This is a genomic window from Erwinia sp. 009765445, from assembly GCF_058137865.1.
This window is the reverse complement of sequence record NZ_JBYUWC010000006.1, coordinates 249148-275370: the sequence shown is the minus strand read 5'-3', so window position 1 is coordinate 275370 and position 26223 is coordinate 249148. Positions and strand designations below refer to the sequence as shown.

The following is a 26223-nucleotide window of genomic DNA, read 5'->3' as shown; positions in this document are numbered from 1 at the left end:
TCAAATCCTTCACGCTTAACACCTGATAAAACTTTTAAAGTGGTGGGTCGTGCAGGATTCGAACCTGCGACCAATTGATTAAAAGTCAACTGCTCTACCAACTGAGCTAACGACCCACTTTTGCGCTGTCAGAATGTTTTAACATATGTCCCGGCAACGGCGGCATATATTACTGATTTGACGTTTCAGCGCAACCACTATTTTCAGATAACTTGTTCAACTGCCTGACTTTCACCCGACCGGACCAGAAATCATTCGATAACTGGTCAAAGTACGTCACTTACAGCGCGGCAGCGCGTTTTTGCGCCTGTTTTGCTGCATCGGTGTTTGGGTACTGTTTGACCACCTGCTGGAAGACGGCTTTCGCTTTCGCGCTGTCACCTTTCTCCTGCATGATCACCCCAACCTTATACAGCGCATCGGCACTTTTCGGTGACTTTGGATAATTTTTAACCACAGTGGCAAAATAATAGGCCGCGTCGTCTTTTTTGCCTTTGTTGTAATTCAACTGACCCAGCCAGTAATTCGCGTTCGGCTGGTAGGTTGAATCCGGGTATTTCTTCACAAAGGCCTGAAAAGCGGTGATAGCCTGCTCATTCTGCTTTTTCTCCAGCACCAGAGCCACAGCCGCATTGTAATCGGTGTTAGCGTCACCGCTCTGCACCGGTGCAGAACTGTTACTGGCTGCTGCTGAGTTATCAGCCGCTCCAGCAGCAGCACCCGCAGCGGCGGCGTCACCACCGGCAGCGGGCGCACTGGCATTACTGCCGCTGCTGAGGCTGTCAATCTGCTGATAGAGACCTTTCTGGCGCTCGGTGACCTGATTCAGCTGATACTGGTTTTCCTGAATCTGTCCACGGAGAGAGTCGATATCGCGCTGAGTGTCGGAGAGCTGCTGCTGAAGTTGCTGAAGAAGTTGCCCCTGAGCATTAGAAATGCGCTCAAGAGTGGTGACACGGTCTTCGACCGAGCCTGAGCCAACGTTACTGATTGACGCCTGGGCATTAGCGGCCCAGGGGGCCGCTACGCCAACCAGTAACGACAGACCCAACAAGTGAAGTCTGAAGTTACTAATCATGTGATTCTCTTAGTATACCAGTACGGCACGACGGTTTTTGGCGTAAGCCGCTTCGTCGTGACCCAGTACAGCTGGCTTCTCTTTACCGTAAGAAACGATAGAGATCTGGTCAGCAGAAACACCTTTACCCTGCAGGTACATTTTAACTGCAGTAGCACGACGCTCGCCCAGGGCGATGTTGTACTCTGGCGTACCGCGCTCATCCGCGTGACCTTCAACAGTCACTTTGTAAGATGGGTTGTTACGCAGGAAGGTGGCGTGCGCGTCCAGCATCTGAGCGAACTCAGACTGGATGTCGTACTTGTCCAGGCCAAAGTAAACGATGTTGTTTTTCTGCAGTTCCTGCATCTGCAGGCGAGCCTGCTCGTCAGAAGACATGTTACCGCTGTTCATGCCGCTGTTTGCAGAACCATCGCCCATACCGTTGGTCTGGTCGTTGTTATTGTTTTTGTGTGAGCTACATGCAGCCACTGCGATTACTGGCAGTGCCAGCATTAAGCCTTTCAGCACTTTGTTCAGTTGCATTTCTACAATCCTATTATTGTTTGCCATACATATTTACACATGCATCACAGATACGGCGACCAGGCAGGTGATTTTACCTGTCCATCGGTTGCCGGAAGACGCGCTTTGAAACGCCCATCAGTTGACACCAGTTGCAGAACGGATCCCATACCCTGAGTAGAGCTATAGATTACCATTGTGCCGTTTGGCGAAAGGCTTGGCGTTTCATCCAGGAACGTGTCCGTTAATTGTTGAACGGCTCCCGTTTCCAGATCCTGTCTGGCGATGTGTTGCGCACCACCATTGGTGCTGACCATCACCAGGGATTTCCCATCAGCGCTGACGTCGGCATTTTGATTCTGGGCACCTTCCCAGGTCAGGCGCTGAGCCGCGCCGCCATTAACGCTGATTTTGTAAATTTGCGGACGACCGGCCTGATCGGAGGTATAAGCCAGAGTCTGGCTGTCCGGGAACCAGGTCGGTTCAGTATTGTTATAACGCCCATCGGTGATCTGACTGATCTGACCGGAAGCCAGATCCATCACGTACAGGTTCATGCTGCCGGTTTTTGATAAAGTGAAAGCAAGCTTGCTGCCATCCGGAGAGAATGCCGGTGCGCCGTTATGGCGTGGGAAGGAAGCCACCTGCTTAATCGCACCGTTAGCCAGAGTTTGTATGACCAACGCGGATTTACCGCTTTCAAAGGTGACATAAGCCAGTTTGCTGCCGTCTTTTGACCAGGCCGGAGACATCAGCGGCTGAGGAGAACGGTGGACCACGAAGGTGTTATAACCATCGTAATCCGACACGCGCAGCTCATACGGGAACTGACCGCCATTGGTCTGCACCACATAAGCAATACGGGTACGGAACGCACCTTTAATACCGGTCAGCTTTTCAAAAGATTCGTCACTGGCAGTGTGAGCCGCATAGCGCAGCCACTGCTTGGTGACTTTGTACTGGTTCTGCGCCAGGATCGCCCCGGGATTACCGGAGGTGTCCACCAGCTGGTAAGAAACCAGGTAGCTGCCGTCGGCACCAGGCTGAACCTGACCGACCACTACCGCATCAATACCCAACGCAGTCCACGCCGCTGGCTGCACTTCTGCCGCCGTAGTTGGCTGCTGTGGCAGACGGGCACGATCAATCGGATTAAATTTACCGCTGTTGCGTAAGTCAGCCGCAATGATGCCGCCGATATCTTCCGGAGCCGCGCCCGGACCATCCCATTTGAATGGCACCACGCCGATAGGCCGCGCGGTGTTCACACCCTGGGTAATTTCAATGCGAACTTCTGCATGCGCAACTGCGACAAACAGCAGTAAGAAACTCAGTGCTACACGAAATGCCTGCTTCATCTTTTCTCCCTTACCTGAACGCAACGTCCACGATAATTAGCAGTGTTCCAACGAACCAATAATGCATCTATAGAGTACGGCATGTTGACCTTAGTTCAACCTGCCGGATGTTACCGAATTATTGAGGCTTGAATTCTAACGTTGCATCTTTTACTGCCTGATAAACATCAGCACTTGGCGGTTTAGGGATCTTCGCCATATGGGCTGCGTTAATCGCGGCCTGACACAGTGCAGCATCGCCACCCGCTGCCGTGGCAGAGATTAGCAGGCCGTCCGGAGCCAGTTTGATGTGAACATCACAGGTACGGCCTTTGAATGTATCCGCATCATAAAACTTACTCTGGATCGCGCCCTGCACCTGACCGAGATAGCTGTCGATAGCCGCGCCTGAAGCACCCGCTTTCTTCTGATTTCCCTGCCCTGCGGCAGCGCCACCCGCTTTACCTTCTTTCGGCGCATTCTTGCCGGAAGCGAGGCCACCAAGCAGATCGTTAACATCACTGCTGTCTTTCGCGGCTTCAGCTGCTGCTTTTGCTTTAGCCGCTGCGGCTGCTTTCGCTTTGGCTGCGGCGTCGGCTTTTGCCTTAGCGGCAGCTTCAGCTTTTTCTTTCGCTTCAGCTGCGGCCTTCTCCTTAGCCTCTTTAGCGTCCTGCGCAGCCTTAGCTTTTGCTTCCTGAGCCGCTTTCGCCTGCTCTTCCGCTGCTTTGGCTTTCGCTTCCTGCGCCGCTTTCACTTTTGCGACTTCGGCAGCAGCCTGCTTCGCCTCGGCATCCGCCTGTTTCTTCGCGTCGGCTGCGGCTTTCTTCGCCTCAGCTTCCGCTTTTTTCTGGGCATCGGCAGCGGCTTTCGCCTGAGCATCTGCCTGAGCTTTCGCCTTCGCGTCCGCCTGGGCTTTCAGCTGGGCGTCAGCCTCTGCCTTAGCATCCGCTTTCGCTTTTGCGGCTGCAGCTTCAGCCTGCTTCTGCTGAGCCGCCTGAGCATCAGCCTGCTCTTTGGCATCCTGCTGTGCCTGAAGACGCTCTTTTTCCATCTGTTTCAGACGCTGCTGCTCGGCCGCCTGCTTCTGCTGCAGCTCTTCCGCCTGCTGTTTAGCAGCTTTCTGACGCTGCTGCTCGGCACGCTTGCTGTCGCTCTGCTGATTCTGCTGTCGATTGTACTGCTCGACTACCGCGCCGGGATCGACCATTACGGCATCAATATCGCCACCGCCACCGCCGCTGCTGGCGTCGATGTGTTCGTCAAACGAGCTCCAGATCAGTAATGCAATCAGAAAGATATGCAAGATCACTGAAATGATGATGGCACGCTTTAACTTATCGTTTTGTTCGGCTACCTTCGACACTCTCGGTTCCCAAAAACGGTTCGAATGATTTAAATCGGCTGCGTCATTAAGCCGACAGACTTCACGCCTGCCTGATGCAGCAAGTTCAGCGCCTTAATGATCTCGTCGTAAGGCACGTCCTTCGCGCCGCCGATCAGGAACACCGTCTTCGGATTCGCCTCAATACGGCGCTGCGCTTCGGCAACAACCTGCTCAGGCGGTAACTGCTCCATCCGATCGTGATCGACCACCAGGCTGTACTGCCCCACGCCCGCCACTTCCACAATCACTGGCGGATTATCGTCGCTGGAGACAGTTTTTGAATCGGTTGCGTCCGGCAAATCCACTTCCACGCTTTGGGTGATAATTGGCGCTGTCGCCATAAAGATCAGCAGCAGCACCAGCAACACATCCAGCAGAGGAACGATGTTAATCTCGGACTTCAGTTCGCGGCGACCACCGCGACCACGTACTCTGGCCATGCTAACTCCCGCTCTTACTTGCTGTTCTCGCTGGAGAACGCCTGACGATGGAGAATAGCCGTGAACTCTTCCATAAAGTTATCGTAATTCTGCTCAATCTTGTTCACGCGCTGGTTCAGGCGGTTGTACGCCATTACCGCCGGGATCGCTGCGAACAGACCGATAGCCGTGGCGATCAGCGCTTCTGCAATACCCGGTGCCACCATCTGCAGGGTGGCCTGCTTCACCGCACCCAGCGCGATAAAGGCATGCATAATCCCCCACACCGTACCGAACAGGCCGATATACGGACTGATCGAACCCACGGTACCGAGGAATGGAATATGGTTTTCCAGCGCTTCCAGTTCACGATTCATTGAAATACGCATGGCGCGTGTCGCCCCTTCAACTACCGCTTCTGGCGCATGGTTGTTAGCACGATGCAAGCGGGCAAACTCTTTAAAGCCCGCATAGAAAATTTGTTCGGAACCGCCAAGTTCATCGCGACGGGCCTGGCTCTCCTGATACAGACGAGACAGTTCAATACCCGACCAGAACTTGTCTTCAAAGGCGTCAGCCTCGCGTCCGGCCGCATTCAGAATACGGGTGCGCTGGATGATAATTGCCCAGGAGGCGATGGAAAACCCAATCAAAATCAACATGATAAGTTTGACCAGAAGGCTAGCCTTCAGGAACAAATCAAGAATGTTCATGTCAGTCACTGCTTGAACTCCGCGACAATAGACTTGGGAAGCGCAATTGGCTTCATTAGATGTGGATTGATGCAGGCGATCAGCACTTCGGCTTCGTTCAGCGTCCGGCCTTCTGCATTAACAATACGTTGTGCGAAAGTCATGGTCGTTCTGGTCATCTTCACCACCTCACACTGCACTTCGAGAAGATCGTCGAGGCGCGCAGCCGCAAGGTAGTCGACCGTGATCCGACGCACGACAAACGCGACCTGCTGTTCCAGCATCGCCTGTTGATTGAAATGGTGCTGGCGCAGCATCTCAGTTCGTGCCCGTTCATAAAAAGCGACATAGCTGGCGTGGTAAACCACACCGCCGGCATCGGTATCTTCGTAGTAGACACGAACCGGCCATCGAAACAGCGTTGTACTCACTCTGCATCCCGGTAATGCTTTTAAACGTTGCTACTATACGCAAGAGCATACGCCTTTGGAATGGATTGCCAGAGGGTAGAGAAAATAATTATCGTTTGGAAACAACTTAACGGATTTCGGGAGGAATCTTAGACAAGTATTGACAGAAATGGAGCTAAAACAAGAGTGAGGGCACCTGATTTGCCGGGCTGTCAGCTCAACAGCCCGGGCAAAATTATGAAAAGAAGAAAAACAGACCTGCCAGCAGCACAACCCAAGCCGGCAGCGGGGAGAAAAATGCCTGCCAGCGCAGACGGCGCTGACGGAATCCCACACCGTGGATCACCCCGGTACAAACAGCCCACATCATTAACAGCCCCTGCCAGATTTCCAGAGAACCGCTGTTAGCAGCAAACCGCCTCGGGTCCCAGAACATACAGCCTGCCAGCAGCAGCGCCATGATCAGGGAAAGAGCCCTCAGCGGGCTCTTATCCATCAGCTTATAAAGGCGAGTAATAACCTGCCCCATTACGGTTTTTCTTTTGCTTCGCTGTCTTCGATATGCTCAATAGCCAGCGCGGTGATGATGCCGAAGGCACAGGCCAGCAGCGTGCCGAGGATCCAGGCAAAATACCACATTGTTCAGCTCCTCAATCAGTAGAGAGAATGGGTGTTGGCTTCAATTTGCTCTTTGGTCAGGCGACCGAACATTTTGTAGTAACACCAGGTTGTGTACGCCAGGATAATTGGCACGAAGATAATGGCCGCCACGGTCATGATTTTCAGCGTCAGCAGGCTGGAAGTCGCATCCCACATGGTCAGGCTGATGTTCGGCACCGTGCTGGAAGGCATGATGAACGGGAACATCGCCACGCCAGCTGTCAGGATCACGCAGGCCAGAGTCAGGGACGAGAACACAAACGCCCAGGCTCCTTTCTCCAGTCGTGAACACAGGATGGTCAGCAGCGGCAGCACCACGCCCAGGGCTGGGATCAGCCACAGCACTGGCATCTGGTTGAAGTTCACCAGCCAGGCACCAGCCTGACGGGTCACTTCTTTCGCCAGCGGATTGGAAGCCGCATTGTGATCCAGCGTTGAAGCCAGCACATAACCGTCAATGCCGTACATTACCCAGACGCCCGCCAGCACGAAGCACACCAGCATCACCAGCGACGAAATTTGCGCCGCTGCGCGGGAGCGAATATGCAGCTCACCCACGGTACGCATCTGCAGATAAGTAGCACCCTGCGTCAGGATCATGGTCAGGCTGACAATACCAGCCAGCAGAGCAAACGGGTTCAGCAGCTGGAAGAAGTTGCCGGTGTAGAACAGGCGCAGGTACTCATCAGCATGGAAAGGCACACCCTGCAACAGGTTGCCGAACGCCACGCCAATCACCAGCGGCGGCACGAAGCTGCCGATGAAAATGCCCCAGTCCCACATGCCACGCCAGCGCGTGTCGGCGATCTTCGAGCGGTAGTCAAAGCCCACCGGACGGAAGAACAGAGAGGCCAGCACCAGGATCATTGCGACATAGAAGCCGGAAAACGCAGCGGCGTAGACCATCGGCCAGGCAGCAAACAGCGCGCCGCCCGCCGTGATCAGCCAGACCTGGTTTCCGTCCCAGTGAGGCGCAATACTGTTAATCATAATGCGGCGTTCGGTATCGCTGCGCCCGAGGATGCGGCTCAGCATGCCGACGCCCATATCAAATCCGTCAGCGACGGCGAACCCGATCAGCAGCACGCCAATCAGCACCCACCAGACGAAACGCAACAGTTCATAAGTGATCATTTAAAAGCTCCAGTCTCAGCGTGCCGGTTGGGTGGCAATGTCTGACTGTTCGAAGTGGTAGCGGCCGGTTTTCAGGCTGCTTGGCCCCAGACGTGCAAACTTGAACATCAGGTACATTTCCGCAATCAGGAACAGCGTGTACAGCCCACAAATCAGAATCATTGAGAATAAAAGATCGCCCACGGTGACGGAGGAGTTCGCGACTGCCGTTGGCAGCACCTCACCAATTGCCCATGGCTGACGGCCATATTCCGCCACAAACCAACCTGACTCCACAGCGATCCATGGCAGCGGAATACCGTACAGTGCACATTTAAGCAGGAAGGTACTCTTGCCGATGCGATTGCGGATTACCGACCAGAAGGAGCAGCCGATAATCAGTAGCATCAGCACACCAGCGGCAACCATAATACGGAAGGAGAAATAGAGCGGCGCAACGCGAGGAATCGAATCTTTGGTTGCCTGCTGAATTTGTGCCTCGCTGGCATTCGCCACGTCCGGCGTGTAACGCTTCAGCAGCAGGCCATAGCCCAGGTCTTTTTTGCTGTCGTTGAATGCGGTACGAACGGCAGGATCGGTATTACCGGAACGCAGCTGCTCAAGCAGGGAGTAAGCCTTTATGCCGTTGCGGATGCGCACCTGATGCTGATCCATCAGCTCTTTCAGGCCGGTCACCTGCTTATCAACTGATCGGGTAGCGATCAGGCCCAGTGCCCAAGGGATCTGGACAGAATAGTTATTCTTCTGCGCGTCCTGATCGGGGATGCCAAACAAGGTGAAGGCTGCCGGTGCCGGCTGGGTTTCCCACTCTGCTTCAATGGCAGCCAGCTTGGTTTTCTGCACGTCACCAATTTCATAACCGGACTCATCACCCAGCACGATAACGGAGAGAATAGCAGCCATGCCGAAACTGGCAGCGATTGCGAAGGAACGTTTCGCAAAGGCGATGTCGCGGCCACGCAGCAGGTAGTAAGCACTGATGCCGAGAATAAACATCGCACCCGTGGTATACCCTGCGGCAACGGTATGCACGAATTTAACCTGTGCAACCGGGTTAAAGATCAGGTCGGCGAAGCTGACCATTTCCATACGCATGGTTTCGAAGTTAAATTCTGACGCGACCGGATTCTGCATCCAGCCGTTAGCGACCAGGATCCACAGTGCGGAGAGGTTGGATCCAAGAGCCACCAGCCAGGTAACAGCCATATGCTGCACTTTACCCAGGCGATCCCAGCCAAAAAAGAACAGCCCCACGAAGGTGGATTCCAGGAAAAAGGCCATCAGTCCTTCAATCGCCAGCGGTGCTCCGAAAATGTCACCAACATAATGCGAATAATAGGACCAGTTAGTTCCGAACTGGAACTCCATGGTCAACCCGGTCGCCACGCCCAGCGCAAAGTTAATGCCAAATAACTTGCCCCAGAACTTGGTCATGTCTTTATAGATCTGTTTGCCAGAGAGCACATACACCGTTTCCATAATGGCCAGTAAAAACGCCATACCGAGCGTTAACGGGACAAACAGGAAATGGTACATAGCCGTCAGAGCAAACTGTAAGCGCGACAGTTCGACAATATCAAACATCTTGACTCCTTGCTCCTCGCACGAGGGTGTTGACACAGTGACGCCGCCTGCGAACGGAGCACCGGTCAGTGCCAGTAAATTCTGAAAGAAAAACCTGCCATGGTGATAATAGCAAGAGGATTGACTCTCTATTAGCCACCAAAATTTAACAAATAAAGCAATGAATTGGACTTTAGATTACAGCAGTATACTACGCCGTTATACGCCCTTGATAAACCATGAAATGTGATAGGTAAAATAATTTAACGATCCAAATCAAATTCATTATTAAGCGCTGCAATCGGCATTTTTGATGCAGAGCAATTTAATCGAAAAACAATTTTTTAATCCAGCAATAACAATTGATTTAGGTCTCATTTTTTTGATCTGGGTTAATGTTCCAGACTGGATGGTATGCAAGGCAGGCTCGCTTGTTAATATATTGTTTTTATGATTATAGAAATGAGTTATTTGAATAATAATTACCTAGAAATTTTAACCTGATAATCTCACGTTAATCTGCAGTCATTCATCAGCAACGGGTGATGTTCACTTCCCTGTTGCCTGCCATGGTAACACAGTGGTAATTCTAGTCAGGTTTTACAGAATTGCTTACCCTTTATCCACTTAAAGCTCATTTTCTGAACCACAGACAAATAAAGGCCGCCCGCAGGCAGCCTGAGACAACATGATTTCTCAGGGGAGCTGACCGGTTCAGCGCCGCATGTTATCTGTACTTTTCCCTATCCGCAGACTGAACGTGCGAGACTCACAGGGGCGCACGCGACTGAAGTGCCCCGGTCTTTCTGTCTGGACCGGCAAGGGTGTTTCATCCATTGCCGTCTCCAGCCAGCTGGTCACTGGCCCACTCACCGCCAGCGAACCTTCGCCAGACTGGCGTTCATCCGGAAGGATGCCGCCCAGCAGCAGCGCATTGGTGCCTGACAGGCTGTTCAGCCAGTGAGTCAGCGCGCTGTTCAGCCAGGCTACCGGCTCACCGATTACAAACAACATCAGGCTGCCAGCGATCAGCGTGCCGATCACCGGGTAGAGATAGAAAGTAAGAAAACCGTTGAAATTCCGGCCAAGGCGCAGGTGTTTTTTCACCCAGCGCATCACATACCCAGCTATCAGACCCCCGACCACGCCACCGAGAAAACCGGAGCCGATCATGTTCGCCGCCAGACCAGCAGCCAGGCCCGGCCCTAATGCGGGCTTGTCGGCCAGCGAGTAGGCAGTATACGCCGCCAGCACCGGCACCATCAGCGTGCCAAGCATGCCGCCGCCCAGCTTGCGATACATCCACAACCAGGAGTTTTCAAGTTCGAACAGATGCTGCAGACCTAAAATTTGTGCCAGCAACACCGCCACGGCCAGCACTGTTCCACCCGCCACAATCAGCGGTACGGCATAAGAGATCCCGCTCAGCAACGCCTGTTTAAGTTCCGTTTTCAGCCCCGACTCAACCTGCGTCAGCTCCTGATAAACGCCACGACCGGAAGCGGGTCCAAGTGCCAGGGCCTGTTGCAGCAGCCGTTCAGCGTGTTTGATCGGCTCCGCCACGGTACTCCTGACCGTCGGGATCCCGGTCAGCCGCTCGCTTTCTTTAATCGCCACATCGGCAGCCAGCACGCAGGCCTGTGCCTGATTGATCTGCGCAGCGGTCAGCCGCCCTTCAATATCGTTAGCTCCCTGCTTCTCGACAAACACGTTGATGCCCAGTTTTTTAGCGGCTTTTTCCAGATATTCCGCCGCCATATAGGTGTGAGCAATCCCTGCCGGACAGGCGGTGACGCAGATAATGGTGGGCAATGAAGCATCTTCATCAGACCAGATCTGCTGTTCTGTGGTACTCAACAGAGCCATAAATTCAGCCACTGTTGTGGCCCGCATTGCCTTCTCACGGACCTCATCATCGACCAGTGCGGTGGTTAAACCGGTCAGCAGCTGCATATGTGTGGAACCAGCCTCTCCTTCCGGAATCGCCAGCAGGAAGATCATTCTCACCGGCTCCGGCCCCTCAATCCCTTGCCACTCCAGAGGCGTACTGAGGGTGGCGGCGGCAAAAGCGGCCTCTTTTACCGCATTGGTTTTGCCATGAGGAATTGCCAGCCCTTCCCCCAGCGCGGTAGGTCCCTGCGCTTCCCGCGCAAATACTTCAGCGATAAATTGTTCAACATCGTGCAGCTTTCCCTGCGCCGCAAGCCGCTCAGCCAGGCTGCGTATGGCGCTGTCACGGTCTGAAAAGGTGGTTTGCAGCGCGATCAGTTCCGGATGGGTTAACAGTGTCAGATCCATCATGATCCTCATACAGAGTCGGTTCCAGTGAGAAGAGTTTACCCGGTCAGACAATACCTTTATGTGATCAATTTCAATACAACTTAAATTTGTATCTAATTTGCATTAATACTTATTGATTAACAACCCCGCTAAATCCCGCTATTATCACAGCCAGTCCTTAACCCATCAGAGGGATGGCCCATTGGCTAAGAAACCCATTTACCGCCAGATCGCCGATACAATCCGCCAGCAGGTGGAAAACGGTGTGCTGCAGCCCGGCGATGCACTGCCCACTGAATCCGCCTTACAGACTCAGTTCGGCGTCAGCCGCGTTACCGTGCGGCAGGCTCTGCGCCAGCTGACCGATCAGCAGATCATTGAGAGCATTCAGGGCAGCGGCACCTACGTAAAGGAAGAAAAGGTCAATTACGACATCTATCAGTTGACCAGCTTTTACGAAAAACTGGCGGACAGGCAGGTGGAAACGCACAGTGAAGTCCGGGTCTTTGAGGTCATCAACGCGGGTGAATTGCTGGCCGAAAAGCTACAACTCTCGCACGTTGACAAAGTCTGGCATGTGAAGCGGGTGCGCTTTATCAAGCAGAAACCGGTCACGCTGGAAGAGATATGGATGCCGCTGTCGCTGTTCCCCGATCTCACGTGGGAAGTGATGGAAAATTCGAAATACCATTTTGTGGAGCAGGTAAAGAAACTGGTGATCGACCGCAGCGAGCAGGAAATTATTCCGGTAATGCCCTCTGCCGAAGTGGTGGAAGCTCTGGGAATTGATGCCGCGAAGCCGATTCTGGAAAAAGTCTCCTGTGGCTACCTGAAAGATGGCCGCGTGTTTGAATTCAGCCGCAATATGTTCAAAAGCGACGACTACAAATTCACCCTGGTGGCCAAACGTCATCGCAACTGACCCTGCAACCACAAAAGCGGAACCGTTACAGGCATTTTAGATGACACAGAGCTGGCCGGGATGAAAGATGAAACCGTCTCTTGTCAGTTTCTTTGCAGAAATCCCAGCGTCATTCGCAGGATCGCGGCTTCAAATTCGTCACTACCCAGTAACGGGGTCGCTCTCAATGCTGCCTGCCTCATGACTTCAGTCAGCATATGTGTCAGGACAAATATTTCAGCTGAATTTAACGAAGCGCTCCCTTCGTTGGATGCATTCCAGACCTCAATAACAGCTTTCGCCACATAGCCAGACGGTGCAGGCAAGCCATGTTCTGCAGCAGCCAGGATAAGCCCACGAACCAGTTTTTGCTCCGGAAGACGGTGAAGAACAAAGGCCTGGTGCAACGCGCGAACAATCATCCGGATTTTTTCTTCCGCCGTTTTATTTTCATGGTTTATCAGCAACTGATTAATACTTTGCCGGATTTGCTCACGCTGCCGATCAATAAGGGCAACGATGATGGCCACTTTGTCAGGAAAATACTGATAAATGGTGCCGACAGAAAACCCGCTCCGGCTGGCCAGGTAATTTGTCGTCAGTTTACGGCTTCCTTCCTCAACCAGAATCTGAGCAGTGGTGTCCAGAAGGGTTTCAACCGTGTTTACTGAGCGGCACTGAGACGGTTTTTTTTTTCTTAAAATATCATTCATTTAAGTTTATCACCTACAGAAAGATGCTTGCTTGTTAAAGCGAGTATTAAACCTGAAAAACGCTCAGTATGATTGACAGCGCGGTGGCTTTTTCCTCATCCCGCTCTCCCAATTGACTCAAGAGGTCACTGATGCCATTTTTACCTGAATACCTGTTGCGGCGCTATGCACCACTGTTTTTGGCCGGATTGATGTTACGCACTGTCCCTGCGGCAGCGGCGATGCCTTTCCCTGACCATGCAACAGGCTCTTCATCTGCACAGATCATCGCTGCCGGATACCGCTTTAAGCAGGCAAACATTAATAACATCACGCTGAGCTATGCTGAAGGGCCGGACAATGGCCCTCTTCTGGTGCTGCTCACGCTCAGTTACTGGATCTGAACAGCTACTATAAGGTGTTGCCTGTGCTGGCAAAATCCTTTCATGTTTATGATATTGACTATCCCGGCCACGGCCAAACCCGCACGCCACCAGATTATCCGATGACAGCCCGACAAATTGGAGGAGATCTTGGAGAGTTTATCCGCACAATGATTAGACAGCCGGTATATATCTCCGGGAATTCGTCAGGTGGGCTTCTGGCCGTATGGCTGGCCGCCAATCGGCCCACCTTGATTAAAGCGGCGTTACTGGAAGATCCGCCTCTGTTTTCATCGGAGTATCCACGGATTAAACAAACCATTGCCGATCGCGCCTTCAAAACCAGTTTTACTGCCACCACCCGGGATCACCCCACTGATTTTCTGTTGTACTGGATAAAGGGCAACGCGCCATTTTTCCGCAAAAATGTCGGCCCCGGCACCCCCTTTCTGTTGACACAGGCCGTACGAGCCTGGCGCTTGCGCAACCCCGGCAAACCACCAGAACTAAGCAGGATCAGCAATGACACGGTAAGAATGCTTATTCGCGGACTGGATCAATACGATCCGAAATTTGGAGCAGCCTTTTATGACGGCAGTTGGAACCAGGGTTTCGATCACGCCCAGGCTCTTGCCAGCATTACCTGCCCGGTAATGTTGATGCAGGCAAACTACTCTGTTCTTGCGGACGGTACGCTGGACGGTGCGATGGATCAAGCAGAGGCCAACAGGGCTATGTCTCTGCTTAAAAAGGGAACTTACCTTCGTGTTAATGCGACACACGTGGTGAATCTTGATCATCCTCAACTCTTTCTGGAGGCCGTTAACACCTTTTTTCTTGCCAGGAAACAATGAGTTGATAAATGTAGTGCCGAGCCCAAAAAAAAGGCCACCTCAGGGTGGCCAAGATAATACAGACACAGATTATTTCTGAGGTAGTACGGCTTTTACTGCGTCGCCAATATCAGCAAGGCTACGAACAGTTTTCACGCCGGCCGCTTCCAGCGCAGCAAACTTCTCGTCTGCCGTGCCTTTGCCGCCCGCGATGATCGCTCCTGCATGCCCCATACGCTTGCCTTTCGGCGCGGTCACACCAGCGATGTAACCCACCACCGGCTTGGTGACGTGCTCTTTGATAAAGGCGGCCGCTTCTTCTTCTGCGCTGCCACCGATTTCGCCGATCATCACAATCGCTTCGGTCTGCGGGTCTTCCTGGAACAGTTTCAGGATATCGATAAAGTTTGAACCCGGGATCGGGTCACCGCCGATGCCCACGCAGGTAGACTGGCCGTAGCCGATGTCGGTGGTCTGCTTAACGGCTTCATAGGTCAGGGTGCCAGAACGAGAAACGATCCCGATGCGGCCTGGTTTGTGAATGTGACCAGGCATGATGCCGATTTTGCACTCGCCTGGGGTGATCACACCCGGGCAGTTCGGGCCAATCATGCGCACGCCAGCTTCATCCAGTTTTACCTTCACGGTCAGCATATCCAGCGTCGGGATACCTTCGGTGATGGTGATGATCAGTTTGATGCCAGCTTCAATCGCTTCCAGGATACCGTCTTTGCAGAATGGTGCCGGAACGTAGATAACAGAAGCCGTTGCGCCGGTAGCTTCCACTGCTTCACGCACGGTGTTAAACACCGGCAGGCCCAGGTGCTCGGTGCCGCCTTTGCCCGGGGTCACGCCACCAACCAACTGCGTGCCATAGGCCAGCGCCTGCTCGGAGTGGAATGTGCCCTGTCCGCCGGTAAAGCCCTGGCAGATTACCTTGGTGTTTTTATCGATCAAAATGGACATTATTTACCCTCCGCTGCGGCAACAACGCGCTGCGCCGCGTCGCTCAGGCTGGTTGCTGCGATAATATTCAGACCACTGTCCGCCAGTTTTTTGGCACCCAGCTCGGCATTGTTCCCTTCCAGACGCACCACCACTGGCACGCTGACACCCACTTCTGCTACCGCGCCGATGATGCCATCAGCAATCAGGTCGCAGCGCACGATGCCGCCGAAGATGTTCACAAATACCGCTTTCACCGCGTCGTCAGACAGAATGATTTTGAAGGCTTCGGTCACGCGCTCTTTGGTCGCACCACCGCCTACGTCGAGGAAGTTAGCTGGCTGGCCACCGCTCAGCTTAACGATGTCCATGGTGCCCATCGCCAGGCCTGCGCCGTTAACCATACAGCCGATGTTACCTTCCAGCGCCACGTAGTTCAGCTCCCACTGCGCTGCATGCGCTTCACGGGAGTCTTCCTGGCTTGGATCGCGCATTTCGCGCAGCTCCGGCTGACGGAACAGGGCATTGCCATCGGCACCCAGTTTGCCGTCCAGGCAGATCAAATCGCCCTGTTTAGTGATCACCAGCGGGTTGATCTCTACCAGCGCCAGATCGCGCTCCAGGAACATGGTCGCCAGACCCATAAAGATCTTGGTGAACTGACCAACCTGCTTACCGGTCAGACCCAGTTTGAATGCCAGCTCGCGGCCCTGATAAGGCTGGGGACCGGTTAACGGATCCAGCGCCATTTTGTGGATCAGGTGCGGGGTCTCTTCCGCTACTTTCTCGATCTCCACACCGCCTTCAGTAGACGCCATGAACACCACGCGACGGGAGCTACGGTCAACAACCGCGCCCAGGTACAGCTCCTGATCGATATCGGTAGCGGCTTCAACCAGAATCTGGTTAACAGGCTGGCCGTTGGCATCCGTCTGGTAGGTGGTCAGGCGTTTGCCCAGCCAGTGCTCAGCAAAAGCGCGGATCTCTTCTTTGCTTTTAACTACTTTCACGCCGCCCGCTTTGCCGCGGCCTCCGGCATGAACCTGACATTTCACGACCCACGGGCCGGCACCAATCTTGGAGGCGGCTTCTTCAGCTTCACGTGGTGTGGTGCAGGCATAACCGGTTGGTGCCGGTAAACCATACCGTGCAAACAACTGTTTTGCCTGATATTCGTGTAAGTTCATGATGATAATCCACTCAGGTCGGAAAAAACTCGGCCGGGTCCGGCAGTTTGCCTGGTCGGCCACACGTAGGGTTGGGAGCGGTACAAGGCCGCACCCGACAGGGATTAAACGTCCAGCAGCAGGCGGGACGGATCTTCCAGCAGTTCTTTGATTGCCACCAGATAGCTGACGGACTCTTTACCGTCGATCAGGCGGTGATCGTAAGAGAGTGCCAGGTACATCATTGGCTGGATGACAACCTGACCATTGACGGCCATTGGGCGGTCTTTAATCGCGTGCATCCCCAGAATGGCGCTCTGCGGCGGATTGATGATTGGCGTGGACATCAGCGAACCAAACACACCGCCGTTAGTGATGGTGAAGTTACCGCCGGTCAGCTCCTCTACGGTCAGCTTGCCGTCACGGCCTTTCACCGCCAGCTCTTTGATTTTCTTCTCGATGTCGGCCATACCCAGCGCATCAACATCTTTCAGAACTGGCGTCACCAGGCCACGTGGAGTGGATACAGCGATGCTGACGTCAAAATAGTTGTGGTAAACAACATCATCGCCATCAATAGAAGCGTTCACTTCCGGGAAGCGTTTCAGTGCTTCCACCACCGCTTTCAGGTAGAAGGACATAAAGCCAAGACGCACGCCATGACGCTTCTCGAACGCTTCGCCGTACTGCTTACGCAGGCTCATGATCGGCTGCATGTTCACTTCGTTGAAAGTGGTCAGCATCGCGGTGCTGTTTTTCGCTTCCAGCAGACGCTCGGCCACGCGCTTGCGCAGACGGGTCATCGGTACGCGCTTCTCGCTGCGACCAGCCAGTGCAGGAGCAGGTGCGGCAGCAGCAGCTGGCGCTTTCGACTCACTCGCTTTGGCTTCTGGTTTTTTCGCCAGATGATTTTCAATATCTTCACGGGTCAGACGACCACCGACACCAGTGCCTTTGATGGCGGCCGGATCCAGGCTGTGCTCGGCAATCAGGCGGCGGATAGCCGGGCTGAGAGCATCATTACTTTCATCGGACAGCGAAGCGTTCTGACGCTGAGCCGGGGTGGAGTCTTTTGACTCCGGCTTCGCAGAGCTCTCTTTGCCGCCGCTGTTGCCCTCTTTCAGGCGACCCAGCGCCTGTCGGGAGGTGACGGTTGCGCCTTCGTCTTCGAGGATGGCATCCAGCACGCCATCGGCAGAAGCCGGAACTTCCAGCACCACTTTGTCAGTTTCGATTTCCACCAGCACTTCATCGCGCTTAACGGAATCACCTGGTTTTTTGTGCCAGGTTGCCACGGTGGCATCGGCAACGGACTCAGGCAGGTCGGGAACGAGGATATCTACGCTACTCATTATTTTTCCTTTAATTAATTAACGTTCAGCGCGTCATTGACCAGATCTTGCTGCTGCTGCTGGTGAACGGACATATAGCCAACTGCCGGGGAAGCCGAAGCGGGACGACCGGCGTAACGTAATGAAGCTCCGAAAGGCACCACTTCGCGGAAATGATGCTGACTGCAGTACCAGGCCCCCTGATTGAGTGGCTCTTCCTGGCACCAGACAAAATCGTGCACGTGCGAGTACTGTTGCAGCTTGTCCTGCACCGCTTTATGCGGGAACGGATAGAGCTGCTCAATACGCACGATGGCCACATCGGTCTGCTCGTTTTTGCGGCGTTTTTCCAGCAGGTCGTAATACACCTTGCCGGAGCACAGCACTACGCGCTTGACGCCTTTCGGGTCGATCTCGTCGATCTCGCCGATGGCCGGCTGGAAGCTGCCGTTTGCCAGCTCTTCCAGAGAAGAGATTGCCAGCGGGTGACGCAGCAGCGATTTCGGTGACATCACCACCAGCGGACGGCGCATCCCGCGCAGCGCCTGACGACGCAGCATGTGGTAAACCTGAGCCGGGGTGGATGGCACGCAGACCTGCATGTTCTGCTCGGCGCAGAGCTGCAGATAACGTTCCAGACGGGCGGAGGAGTGCTCCGGCCCCTGACCTTCATAGCCATGCGGCAGCAGCATTACCAGGCCACACATCCGGCCCCACTTCTGCTCGCCGGAGCTGATGAACTGATCGATAACGACCTGTGCACCGTTAGCAAAGTCACCGAACTGCGCTTCCCAGATGGTCAGCGTACGTGGCTCAGCCGTCGCGTAGCCGTATTCAAAGGCCAGTACCGCTTCTTCAGACAGGACGGAGTCCCAGACTTTGAAGGTACCCTGACCGTTGTGCACGTGCTGCAGCGGGGTGTAGGTGGAACCGTTCGCCTGGTTGTGAATAACCGCATGACGGTGGAAGAAGGTTCCGCGTCCCATATCCTCGCCGGAGAGACGGCACGGAATGCCCTCGTCCACCAGCGTGGCGTAAGCCAGGTTTTCTGCCGCACCCCAGTCGAACATTTTGTTGCCCGCCGCCATTTCAGCGCGATCGTTATAGATCTTGGCAACGCGCGACTGCATTTCGATGGCTTCCGGCACCGTGCTGATGCGTTTTGCCAGCTCCTGCAGACGTTTGAAGTCGAGGGTGGAAGGATAGCTTTCATCCCACTCATGGTTCAGATACGGCGACCAGGTGAAGGAGTGCAGGCTCATCGGACGCCATTCCGGCACCACGCAGTCGCCAGCGTCCAGCGCATCACGATACAGGTTGACCATTTCCGTGGCATCTTCCAGGCTGGCAACCTTTTCGTTTTCCAGCCGGTCAGCATAGATCTTACGCGGCGTCGGGTGTTTCTTGATTTTCTGGTACATCACCGGCTGAGTCGCACTTGGCTCATCGGCTTCGTTATGGCCGTGACGGCGATAACACACCAGATCGATAAACACGTCGCGTTTAAAGGTGTTACGGAAATCCAACGCCAGACGGGTAACAAAGGCTACCGCTTCAGGATCGTCAGCATTAACGTGGAAAATCGGTGCCAGCACCATTTTACCGATATCGGTACAGTACTGCGTCGAGCGGGCATCTTTAGGATTGGACGTGGTGAAACCGATCTGGTTATTGATCACGATACGGACGGTCCCGCCCACTTCGTAGCCACGCGCCTGAGACATGTTCAGAGTTTCCTGAACCACACCCTGACCGGTCACCGCCGCATCACCGTGGATGGTGATTGGCAACACTTTATTGCTGCTCGGTTCGTCCAGGCGATCAAGACGCGCACGGACCGACCCCATCACTACCGGGCTGACGATCTCAAGGTGCGACGGGTTGAACGCCAGAGCCAGATGCACCATACCGCCTTCGGTTTCCACGTCGGAAGAGAAGCCCATGTGGTACTTCACGTCGCCGGTACCAAGGTGCTCTTTGTGCTTGCCGGAGAACTCGTCGAACAGATCCTGCGGCTTTTTGCCCAGCACGTTAATCAGCACGTTCAGGCGTCCGCGGTGGGCCATACCCAGCACCACTTCACGGGTTCCGCTCTTGCCTGCGTGACGGATCATCTCGTTGAGCATCGGCACCAGTGCATCGCCACCTTCCAGCGAGAAGCGTTTCGCGCCCGGGAATTTGGCCCCCAGGTAACGCTCAAGCCCTTCCGCTGCGGTCAGCTGCTTAAGAAAGCCTTTTTTCTCATCAGTTGAAAAAGAAGCCTGCCCCGCCACTGATTCGATGCGCTGCTGGATCCAGCGTTTCTCTTCAGTGTTGGTGATATGCATGTATTCCGCGCCGATCGAACCGCAGTAGGTCTGCTTCAGCAGAGCGAAGAGATCCGCCAGCTTCATGGTGTCTTTGCCAAAAGCAAAGGAGCCCACGTTAAAGGTTTCCTGGAAATCGGCGTCCGTCAGGTCGTGAAACGCAGGATCCAGATCCGGCACCGACTCCTGCTGCCACAGCCCTAGCGGGTCGAGGTTAGCAAGCTGATGACCGCGGAAACGGAAGGCGTTGATCAGCTGAAGCACCTTAACCTGTTTGGCATTGGTGTCGGGATCGCTGACGGAGGAGGTGTAGCGTGTGGCATCTTTCGCCAGGCGCTTGAAGTACTCGCGGGTGGTCGAGTGGAATTGTTCAGGTCTAACCCCTTGCCCCGGAAGCTGCTGAAACAGCTCTTTCCAGGCAACATCTACAGAGTCAGGATCGGTCAAGTAGTCCTCATAGAGCTGCTCTATGTAGGTCTGGTTCGCGCCGGCCAGCCAGGAGGTGTCTAGCCAGGGTTTCATCGCGCTGTTCTGCATTGTGATCCCTTAAGCATTTTGTGCTTTTTTTCGCCGTGGTTATTTAAAGGAACCTTTGCAAGTCCCGCGCCGCATAAGCGGCTTGCCCTCGGCTGAATTCCGTAAGAATCTCCGGAACGCAACCTGAAAGTTCATCGATACGAGCGATGTGCGCGACTGCTGGCGCCCGGGCCCGTAAGGGAACCCTGGCAAGAAGCCTGTATGGCCGGGTTTCTTGCCAGGATTTCCTGGTTAACAGCCGGGAACCCTGAGGTTCCCGGAAGTCTGCTCTTAAGCGCCCCGCTGCAGCAGCATCGACTTGATATGGCCGATGGCGCGCGTTGGGTTGAGTCCTTTAGGACAGACGCTCACACAGTTCATGATGCTGTGACAGCGGAATACGCTGAAAGCATCGTTCAGATTGTCCAGACGCGCATTTGGTTCCGTGTCGCGGTCATCAATCAGGAAGCGGTAAGCTGCCAGTAATCCTGCGGGTCCGATGAATTTATCCGGATTCCACCAGAACGACGGGCAGGATGTTGAACAGCACGCACAGAGAATACACTCGTACAATCCATCCAGTTTTTCACGCTGTTCCGGCTGCTGTAAGTGCTCACGCGCGGGTGGATTTTCTCCATTATTCAACAGGTAAGGCTTAATCTTCTCATACTGAGTGTAGAACTGCCCCATGTCCACTACCAAATCGCGGATCACCGGCAATCCTGGCAGGGGACGGATCACAATTTTACGTTTTCCGCCGCCGAGAGCGGAAACTGGCGTGATACAGGCAAGGCCGTTCTTGCCATTCATGTTGATGCCGTCGGAGCCGCAAACGCCCTCGCGGCAGGAGCGACGGAAGGCCAGCGTCGGATCTTTCTCTTTCAGACGGATCAGCGCATCCAGCAGCATCATGTCACGCCCTTCTTCTGACTCCAGGCTGTATTCCTGCATGCGTGGTGCATCGTCCACGTCCGGGTTGTAACGATAGATAGAAAATTCGAGTCTCATCTTCTTATTCTCCGCAAACTAGTAGGTACGTGCTTTCGGCGGGAAGGCCGCGCGCAGTTTCGGCTGCATGTTCACCTCACGGCGGGTCATGCTTTCGGTTTGCGGCAGATACACGCTGTGACACAACCAGTTAGCATCGTCACGTTCAGGATAGTCGAAGCGGCTGTGCGCTCCACGGCTTTCGGTACGGAAGTTAGCAGCAACCGCCGTGGCGTAGGCCGTTTCCATCAGGTTATCCAGCTCCAGGCACTCAATACGCTGGGTATTGAAGTCCGGCGAACGGTCGTCCAGACGGGCATTTTTCAGGCGCTCACGCAGACCTGAAAGCTCTTCCAGACCTTTTGCCATTGCATCACCTTCACGGAATACCGAGAAGTTGTTCTGCATGCAGGTCTGCAGGGCTTTGCGCAACTCGGCAGGATCTTCGCCGGTCACGTTGTTGTTCCAGCGGTTCATTCGCGCCAGCGAAGCGTCAATCTCTTCTTCAGTCGCTTCCAGCAGATCGCCCTGCCCCTGGATGGATTCCTGCAGGTGCAGGCCGGCAGCACGACCAAACACCACCAGGTCCAGCAGCGAGTTACCGCCCAGGCGGTTCGAACCGTGTACGGAGACGCAGGCGATTTCCCCCACAGCAAACAGGCCCGGCACCACCACGTCTTCGCCCTGCTCGTTTACCGTAATCGCCTGACCAGTCACTTTGGTCGGAATGCCGCCCATCATGTAGTGGCAGGTTGGGATAACCGGGATCGGCTCTTTTACCGGATCGATGTGAGCAAAGGTGCGGGACAGTTCCAGAATGCCTGGCAGACGAGCTTCCAGCACTTCATGACCCAAGTGATCCAGTTTCAGTTTGATGTGTGGACCCCACGGGCCTTCACAACCGCGGCCTTCACGGATTTCGATCATCATCGAACGGGCGACCACGTCACGACCGGCAAGGTCTTTGGCGTTTGGTGCGTAACGCTCCATAAAGCGCTCGCCATGCTTGTTCAGCAGGTAACCACCTTCACCACGGCAACCTTCGGTCACCAGTACGCCCGCACCGGCGATACCGGTCGGGTGGAACTGCCACATTTCCATATCCTGCACCGGCACGCCGGCACGCAGGGCCATACCCACGCCGTCACCGGTGTTGATATGAGCGTTAGTGGTGGACTGATAAATACGGCCTGCACCGCCGGTCGCCAGAACAGTTGCGCGCGCTTTGAAGTAGACCACTTCGCCGTCTTCAATATTCAGGGCAGTACAACCGACGATAGCGCCGTCAGCGTTTTTCACCAGATCCAGCGCATACCACTCGGAGAAGATGGTGGTTTTGTTTTTCAGGTTCTGCTGATAAAGAGTGTGCAGTAACGCATGGCCGGTACGGTCAGCCGCCGCAGCGGTACGTGCCGCCTGCTCGCCACCGAAGTTTTTCGACTGGCCACCAAATGGACGCTGATAGATCCTGCCATCGTCCAGACGGGAGAAAGGCAAGCCCATATGTTCCAGTTCCAGAATCGCTTCCGGACCGGTTTTACACATATATTCAATGGCGTCCTGGTCACCGATATAGTCGGAGCCTTTCACCGTGTCGTACATATGCCATTCCCAGTTGTCTTCATGGGTATTACCCAGCGCCACGGTGATACCACCCTGCGCAGACACAGTATGAGAACGGGTTGGGAAAACTTTTGATAACAGGGCACAGGTCTGGCCCGATTGGGAAATTTGCAGCGCGGCACGCATGCCTGCACCACCAGCGCCGACCACTACGGCGTCAAATTCTCTGACTGGCAACTTCATTCTTACGCACCCCACACAACTACAGTTCCATAAATCGCATACACCAACAGCACCACCACCACGACCAGCTGCAACAACAGACGAGCTGCCAGAGGTTTGATGTAGTCCGTCAGTACCTGCCACATCCCAATCCAGCCGTGCACCAGAATGGAGAACAGCGTCAGCAGGGTGAAGACTTTAGTGAAGGAGGAGGCAAAAAATCCGCGCCAGATATCGTAGGTCAGGTGGCCCGACATCACGACAAAACCGAGGATATAGAGCACGTACAGCGTCATGATCATCGCTGCAGCACGCAGCAGCAACCAGTCATGAACGCCGTTGCGGCCCAGAGCAGAAGCGTTGCTTACCATACGAGGACTCCAGCCAGAATTGAAAGCACGACAGTGATACCAAAAGAGATTTGCGCCGAGCGTGTACCCGCCTGCAGAGTTTCACCCAGGTAGCCAAAATCCATCATCAGGTGACGCACGCCGCCGACGATGTGATACGCCAGTGCGGTGAGAATGCCCCAGAAGATGAATTTAACAATAAAGCTGTCCATTACGGCAGATGCCTGCAGGAAGCCTTCGGGTGAGGAGAGTGACAGGCCCAGTACCCACAGCAGTATGCCAATGGCCACAAAAGTGATCACGCCAGATACGCGGTGAAGAATAGACGCTATTGCAGTAACGGGAAACCGGATCGTAGAGAGATCCAAGTTGACAGGTCTTTGTTTTTTCACGGTTTTGCCCACACAGCCTTTCTTATTTTGCTTCCTCCGGTCCTGAGGGCGGGTCAGACAGCGTTAACAATAAAGCACTGCGCCAGGCACTAAAACTACAACGTCCAGTGTCAAAACGACGCGTGTAAAACGCTGGGTGGCTCCTACAGCAGGGTATTCCGGAGACCTGGCGGAAGTATAGGGGGTTCACATTCTCATTACAATTCCCCTACAAACATCTTGGGAACATTTAGGTGGAACAGTGATCACTCTCACATTTTTCACAATATATACAAATTCAATTATCTGATTTGACAAAACTTCAACATTTTTGTTACAAACTGAGCGATAAAAGTTCTATGATGCACAAAAGTTATGGGGATACACTTTCCCCTAAGTACAAGTTATGTAACATTGGTGGGATAGTCACATAAAGTATCAGGTATCGGTTACCAACAAGTTACGACCAGACCGGATCTTTAACAACCGCGAAACGAAGTCAGATTTGCTCCCCGGCTGTACGCGCCCCTCACTCTGTACCCTGCACGTTATAAGATGACACAGAGTTGAACATGTGCTTCACTCCGCCGCGGACTGGCTGATTTTGAAGGTGTCAAAGATCCATAGATAAGGCGCTAAGGAGACTGTAAATGGCTGATAAAAAAGCAACGCTAACCCTACCAGGTGAAGCGACTATTGAACTTGATGTGCTCAGCGGCACGTTAGGCCAGGAAGAGATTGATGTTCGCACTTTGGGTTCCAAAGGCTACTTCACCTTCGATCCGGGGTTCACTTCTACCGCATCCTGCGAATCCAAAATCACCTATATTGACGGTGACCAGGGCATCCTGCTTCACCGTGGTTTTCCTATCGATCAACTTGCCGTACACTCCAACTATCTGGAAGTGTGCTACATCCTGCTGAACGGCGAAGCGCCAACCAAAGAGCAGTATGAAGAATTCAAAACTATCGTCACCCGTCACACCATGATCCACGAGCAGATCCATCATATGTTCCGTGCCTTCCGTCGTGATTCCCACCCAATGGCGGTAATGTGTGGTGTGACAGGCGCGCTGGCCGCATTTTATCATGATGCAATGGACGTTAATATTGAGCGTCACCGCGAAATCGCTGCGTTTCGCCTGCTGTCGAAAATGCCGACCGTGGCCGCGATGTGCTACAAATATTCCATTGGTCAGCCATTCGTTTATCCGCGTAATGACTTCTCATATGCCGGTAACTTCCTGCATATGATGTTCTCCACGCCATGTGAAGAATATGTGGTCAATCCGATACTGGAACGTGCAATGGATCGTATTCTGATCCTTCATGCTGACCACGAGCAGAACGCTTCCACTTCTACCGTACGTACCGCTGGCTCTTCTGGCGCTAATCCGTTTGCCTGTATCGCTGCTGGTATCGCTTCTCTGTGGGGACCTGCCCATGGCGGTGCCAACGAAGCGACCCTGCGTATGCTGGAAGAGATCAGCACCGTTGACCATATTCCTGAATTTGTGAAACGTGCGAAAGACAAAAATGACTCGTTCCGTCTGATGGGCTTCGGCCACCGCGTGTACAAAAATCATGACCCGCGTGCCACAGTGATGCGTGAAACCTGTCACGAAGTGCTGAATGAACTGGGTATGAAGGATGACCTGCTGGAAGTGGCGATGCAGCTGGAAGACATTGCCCTCAACGACCCGTACTTTATTGAGCGCAAGCTGTATCCAAACGTCGATTTCTACTCTGGCATTATTCTGAAAGCGATGGGTATTCCTTCCTCCATGTTTACCGTGATCTTTGCAATGGCGCGTACCGTGGGCTGGATTGCTCATTGGAAAGAGATGCATGACGACGGCATTAAGATTGCCCGTCCGCGTCAGCTGTATACCGGCTACGATCAGCGCGAGTTCAAGTCTGCGGTTAAAAAGTAACTGACCGGATTCAGCTACAGACACAACCGTGCCTGTACATTGATGCTATTCAGGCCACGTTAAGGACAGAACCGTGCCTGTGCGGTGATATCGTTCAGGCCACGTTAAAGACAGAAACGTGCCTGTGCGGTGAACACAGGCCGCTCATAAAGACGTAAAAAGCGCCGTCCATGGCAGCTCGACTCAGGCCGTCCCTGGCCTGAGACGCTTTATTCCCGGTCTGTGTTCACCGCACTTTACGTTAGGCGGCAATCATCAGCTT

At 53.9% G+C, this 26223-nt stretch carries 24 protein-coding genes, 1 tRNA gene and 1 pseudogene; 4 read left to right on the top strand and 22 right to left on the bottom strand.

The window, feature by feature from the left end; genetic code table 11:
- Positions 1 to 40: 40 nt before the first annotated feature.
- The 13 genes and pseudogenes from AC3Y5R_RS08815 to AC3Y5R_RS08755 all read right to left on the bottom strand — a co-directional run.
- Positions 41 to 116: transfer RNA gene (locus AC3Y5R_RS08815), tRNA-Lys, on the bottom strand.
- Positions 117 to 280: 164 nt separating this feature from the next.
- Positions 281 to 1078, bottom strand: coding sequence for a cell division protein CpoB (gene cpoB, locus AC3Y5R_RS08810; protein ID WP_158780503.1), 798 nt, complete (start codon positions 1076 to 1078; stop codon positions 281 to 283).
- A gap of 9 nt (positions 1079 to 1087) precedes the next feature.
- Entirely contained in the window at positions 1088 to 1603 is a 516-nt protein-coding gene (gene pal, locus AC3Y5R_RS08805) for a peptidoglycan-associated lipoprotein Pal (RefSeq protein WP_158780502.1), read from the bottom strand.
- Between the two features lie 44 nt (positions 1604 to 1647).
- Entirely contained in the window at positions 1648 to 2940 is a 1293-nt protein-coding gene (tolB, locus tag AC3Y5R_RS08800) for a Tol-Pal system beta propeller repeat protein TolB (protein WP_489921012.1), read from the bottom strand.
- A 118-nt stretch (positions 2941 to 3058) separates the two neighbouring features.
- Entirely contained in the window at positions 3059 to 4282 is a 1224-nt protein-coding gene (gene tolA / locus AC3Y5R_RS08795) for a cell envelope integrity protein TolA (protein ID WP_489921011.1), read from the bottom strand.
- Positions 4283 to 4311: 29 nt separating this feature from the next.
- Positions 4312 to 4743 (bottom strand): colicin uptake protein TolR, encoded by a 432-nt coding sequence (tolR, locus tag AC3Y5R_RS08790; protein WP_158781615.1) that lies wholly within the window; start codon positions 4741 to 4743, stop codon positions 4312 to 4314.
- A gap of 14 nt (positions 4744 to 4757) precedes the next feature.
- Entirely contained in the window at positions 4758 to 5435 is a 678-nt protein-coding gene (gene tolQ, locus AC3Y5R_RS08785; RefSeq protein ID WP_489921010.1) for a Tol-Pal system protein TolQ, read from the bottom strand.
- A 5-nt stretch (positions 5436 to 5440) separates the two neighbouring features.
- Positions 5441 to 5845: a tol-pal system-associated acyl-CoA thioesterase gene (gene ybgC / locus AC3Y5R_RS08780; protein ID WP_489921009.1), complete on the bottom strand. Its 405-nt coding sequence runs from the start codon at positions 5843 to 5845 to the stop codon at positions 5441 to 5443.
- A gap of 214 nt (positions 5846 to 6059) precedes the next feature.
- Entirely contained in the window at positions 6060 to 6353 is a 294-nt protein-coding gene (ybgE, locus tag AC3Y5R_RS08775; protein ID WP_489921008.1) for a cyd operon protein YbgE, read from the bottom strand.
- The gene (gene cydX / locus AC3Y5R_RS08770; RefSeq protein ID WP_158781619.1) at positions 6353 to 6463 is read right to left on the bottom strand and encodes a cytochrome bd-I oxidase subunit CydX; all 111 of its coding nucleotides are present in this window, start codon (positions 6461 to 6463) and stop codon (positions 6353 to 6355) included. The genes ybgE and cydX overlap by 1 nt, the downstream gene beginning before the upstream one ends.
- A gap of 15 nt (positions 6464 to 6478) precedes the next feature.
- Positions 6479 to 7618 (bottom strand): cytochrome d ubiquinol oxidase subunit II, encoded by a 1140-nt coding sequence (gene cydB, locus AC3Y5R_RS08765; protein ID WP_489921007.1) that lies wholly within the window; start codon positions 7616 to 7618, stop codon positions 6479 to 6481.
- Positions 7619 to 7633: 15 nt separating this feature from the next.
- Positions 7634 to 9202: a cytochrome ubiquinol oxidase subunit I gene (gene cydA / locus AC3Y5R_RS08760; RefSeq protein WP_489921006.1), complete on the bottom strand. Its 1569-nt coding sequence runs from the start codon at positions 9200 to 9202 to the stop codon at positions 7634 to 7636.
- Between the two features lie 888 nt (positions 9203 to 10090).
- A pseudogene (locus tag AC3Y5R_RS08755) lies at positions 10091 to 11479 on the bottom strand (fructose PTS transporter subunit IIA); the annotation flags it as partial.
- 184 nt (positions 11480 to 11663) lie between these two features.
- On the opposite strand from AC3Y5R_RS08755, the gene AC3Y5R_RS08750 reads away from it, so the two are divergent.
- Complete coding sequence (locus tag AC3Y5R_RS08750) at positions 11664 to 12383, top strand: GntR family transcriptional regulator (RefSeq protein WP_489921005.1); 720 nt, start codon at positions 11664 to 11666, stop codon at positions 12381 to 12383.
- Positions 12384 to 12466: 83 nt separating this feature from the next.
- Here AC3Y5R_RS08750 and AC3Y5R_RS08745 read toward each other — a convergent pair whose 3' ends face one another.
- Positions 12467 to 13075 carry a TetR/AcrR family transcriptional regulator gene (locus AC3Y5R_RS08745; protein WP_489921004.1) on the bottom strand — a complete coding sequence of 203 codons (609 nt, stop codon included), beginning with the start codon at positions 13073 to 13075 and terminating at the stop codon, positions 12467 to 12469.
- A gap of 131 nt (positions 13076 to 13206) precedes the next feature.
- Between AC3Y5R_RS08745 and AC3Y5R_RS08740 the strand changes: the two genes are divergently transcribed.
- Together AC3Y5R_RS08740 and AC3Y5R_RS08735 are read left to right on the top strand one after the other, a co-directional pair.
- A complete protein-coding gene (locus AC3Y5R_RS08740; protein WP_489921003.1) occupies positions 13207 to 13458 on the top strand; it encodes a hypothetical protein in 252 nt (83 codons plus the stop codon).
- 23 nt (positions 13459 to 13481) lie between these two features.
- Positions 13482 to 14291, top strand: a complete 810-nt coding sequence (locus AC3Y5R_RS08735) for an alpha/beta fold hydrolase (RefSeq protein WP_489921002.1) — start codon at positions 13482 to 13484, stop codon at positions 14289 to 14291.
- A gap of 69 nt (positions 14292 to 14360) precedes the next feature.
- Here the strand turns inward: AC3Y5R_RS08735 and sucD are convergent, their stop codons facing one another.
- The 8 genes from sucD to sdhC form a co-directional block, all read right to left on the bottom strand.
- Positions 14361 to 15236 carry a succinate--CoA ligase subunit alpha gene (gene sucD, locus AC3Y5R_RS08730; RefSeq protein WP_158781625.1) on the bottom strand — a complete coding sequence of 292 codons (876 nt, stop codon included), beginning with the start codon at positions 15234 to 15236 and terminating at the stop codon, positions 14361 to 14363.
- Entirely contained in the window at positions 15236 to 16402 is a 1167-nt protein-coding gene (sucC, locus tag AC3Y5R_RS08725; protein WP_158781626.1) for an ADP-forming succinate--CoA ligase subunit beta, read from the bottom strand. Before sucC ends, sucD begins: the two co-directional genes overlap by 1 nt.
- Positions 16403 to 16506: 104 nt before the next feature.
- A complete protein-coding gene (odhB, locus tag AC3Y5R_RS08720) occupies positions 16507 to 17733 on the bottom strand; it encodes a 2-oxoglutarate dehydrogenase complex dihydrolipoyllysine-residue succinyltransferase (protein ID WP_489921001.1) in 1227 nt (408 codons plus the stop codon).
- A gap of 14 nt (positions 17734 to 17747) precedes the next feature.
- A complete protein-coding gene (sucA, locus tag AC3Y5R_RS08715) occupies positions 17748 to 20555 on the bottom strand; it encodes a 2-oxoglutarate dehydrogenase E1 component (RefSeq protein ID WP_489921000.1) in 2808 nt (935 codons plus the stop codon).
- Positions 20556 to 20825: 270 nt separating this feature from the next.
- Complete coding sequence (locus tag AC3Y5R_RS08710) at positions 20826 to 21542, bottom strand: succinate dehydrogenase iron-sulfur subunit (protein WP_489920999.1); 717 nt, start codon at positions 21540 to 21542, stop codon at positions 20826 to 20828.
- Positions 21543 to 21560: 18 nt separating this feature from the next.
- Complete coding sequence (sdhA, locus tag AC3Y5R_RS08705; RefSeq protein WP_489920998.1) at positions 21561 to 23327, bottom strand: succinate dehydrogenase flavoprotein subunit; 1767 nt, start codon at positions 23325 to 23327, stop codon at positions 21561 to 21563.
- A gap of 2 nt (positions 23328 to 23329) precedes the next feature.
- Positions 23330 to 23677, bottom strand: coding sequence for a succinate dehydrogenase membrane anchor subunit (sdhD, locus tag AC3Y5R_RS08700; protein ID WP_158780538.1), 348 nt, complete (start codon positions 23675 to 23677; stop codon positions 23330 to 23332).
- Positions 23671 to 24060 carry a succinate dehydrogenase cytochrome b556 subunit gene (gene sdhC, locus AC3Y5R_RS08695; protein WP_158780539.1) on the bottom strand — a complete coding sequence of 130 codons (390 nt, stop codon included), beginning with the start codon at positions 24058 to 24060 and terminating at the stop codon, positions 23671 to 23673. Before sdhC ends, sdhD begins: the two co-directional genes overlap by 7 nt.
- 617 nt (positions 24061 to 24677) lie before the next feature.
- On the opposite strand from sdhC, the gene AC3Y5R_RS08690 reads away from it, so the two are divergent.
- The gene (locus AC3Y5R_RS08690; protein ID WP_489920997.1) at positions 24678 to 25961 is read left to right on the top strand and encodes a citrate synthase; all 1284 of its coding nucleotides are present in this window, start codon (positions 24678 to 24680) and stop codon (positions 25959 to 25961) included.
- Positions 25962 to 26223 lie beyond the last annotated feature (262 nt).

Coding starts and splice junctions, on each gene's coding strand:
- cpoB (WP_158780503.1), bottom strand. CDS start 1,078: ATGATTAGTAACTTCAGACTTCACTTGTTGGGTCTGTCGTTACTGGTT.
- pal (WP_158780502.1), bottom strand. CDS start 1,603: ATGCAACTGAACAAAGTGCTGAAAGGCTTAATGCTGGCACTGCCAGTA.
- tolB (WP_489921012.1), bottom strand. CDS start 2,940: ATGAAGCAGGCATTTCGTGTAGCACTGAGTTTCTTACTGCTGTTTGTC.
- tolR (WP_158781615.1), bottom strand. CDS start 4,743: ATGGCCAGAGTACGTGGTCGCGGTGGTCGCCGCGAACTGAAGTCCGAG.
- tolQ (WP_489921010.1), bottom strand. CDS start 5,435: ATGAACATTCTTGATTTGTTCCTGAAGGCTAGCCTTCTGGTCAAACTT.
- ybgE (WP_489921008.1), bottom strand. CDS start 6,353: ATGGGGCAGGTTATTACTCGCCTTTATAAGCTGATGGATAAGAGCCCG.
- cydX (WP_158781619.1), bottom strand. CDS start 6,463: ATGTGGTATTTTGCCTGGATCCTCGGCACGCTGCTGGCCTGTGCCTTC.
- cydB (WP_489921007.1), bottom strand. CDS start 7,618: ATGATCACTTATGAACTGTTGCGTTTCGTCTGGTGGGTGCTGATTGGC.
- cydA (WP_489921006.1), bottom strand. CDS start 9,202: ATGTTTGATATTGTCGAACTGTCGCGCTTACAGTTTGCTCTGACGGCT.
- AC3Y5R_RS08745 (WP_489921004.1), bottom strand. CDS start 13,075: ATGAATGATATTTTAAGAAAAAAAAAACCGTCTCAGTGCCGCTCAGTA.
- AC3Y5R_RS08740 (WP_489921003.1), top strand. CDS start 13,207: ATGCCATTTTTACCTGAATACCTGTTGCGGCGCTATGCACCACTGTTT.
- sucD (WP_158781625.1), bottom strand. CDS start 15,236: ATGTCCATTTTGATCGATAAAAACACCAAGGTAATCTGCCAGGGCTTT.
- sucC (WP_158781626.1), bottom strand. CDS start 16,402: ATGAACTTACACGAATATCAGGCAAAACAGTTGTTTGCACGGTATGGT.
- odhB (WP_489921001.1), bottom strand. CDS start 17,733: ATGAGTAGCGTAGATATCCTCGTTCCCGACCTGCCTGAGTCCGTTGCC.
- sucA (WP_489921000.1), bottom strand. CDS start 20,555: ATGCAGAACAGCGCGATGAAACCCTGGCTAGACACCTCCTGGCTGGCC.
- AC3Y5R_RS08710 (WP_489920999.1), bottom strand. CDS start 21,542: ATGAGACTCGAATTTTCTATCTATCGTTACAACCCGGACGTGGACGAT.
- sdhA (WP_489920998.1), bottom strand. CDS start 23,327: ATGAAGTTGCCAGTCAGAGAATTTGACGCCGTAGTGGTCGGCGCTGGT.
- sdhD (WP_158780538.1), bottom strand. CDS start 23,677: ATGGTAAGCAACGCTTCTGCTCTGGGCCGCAACGGCGTTCATGACTGG.
- AC3Y5R_RS08690 (WP_489920997.1), top strand. CDS start 24,678: ATGGCTGATAAAAAAGCAACGCTAACCCTACCAGGTGAAGCGACTATT.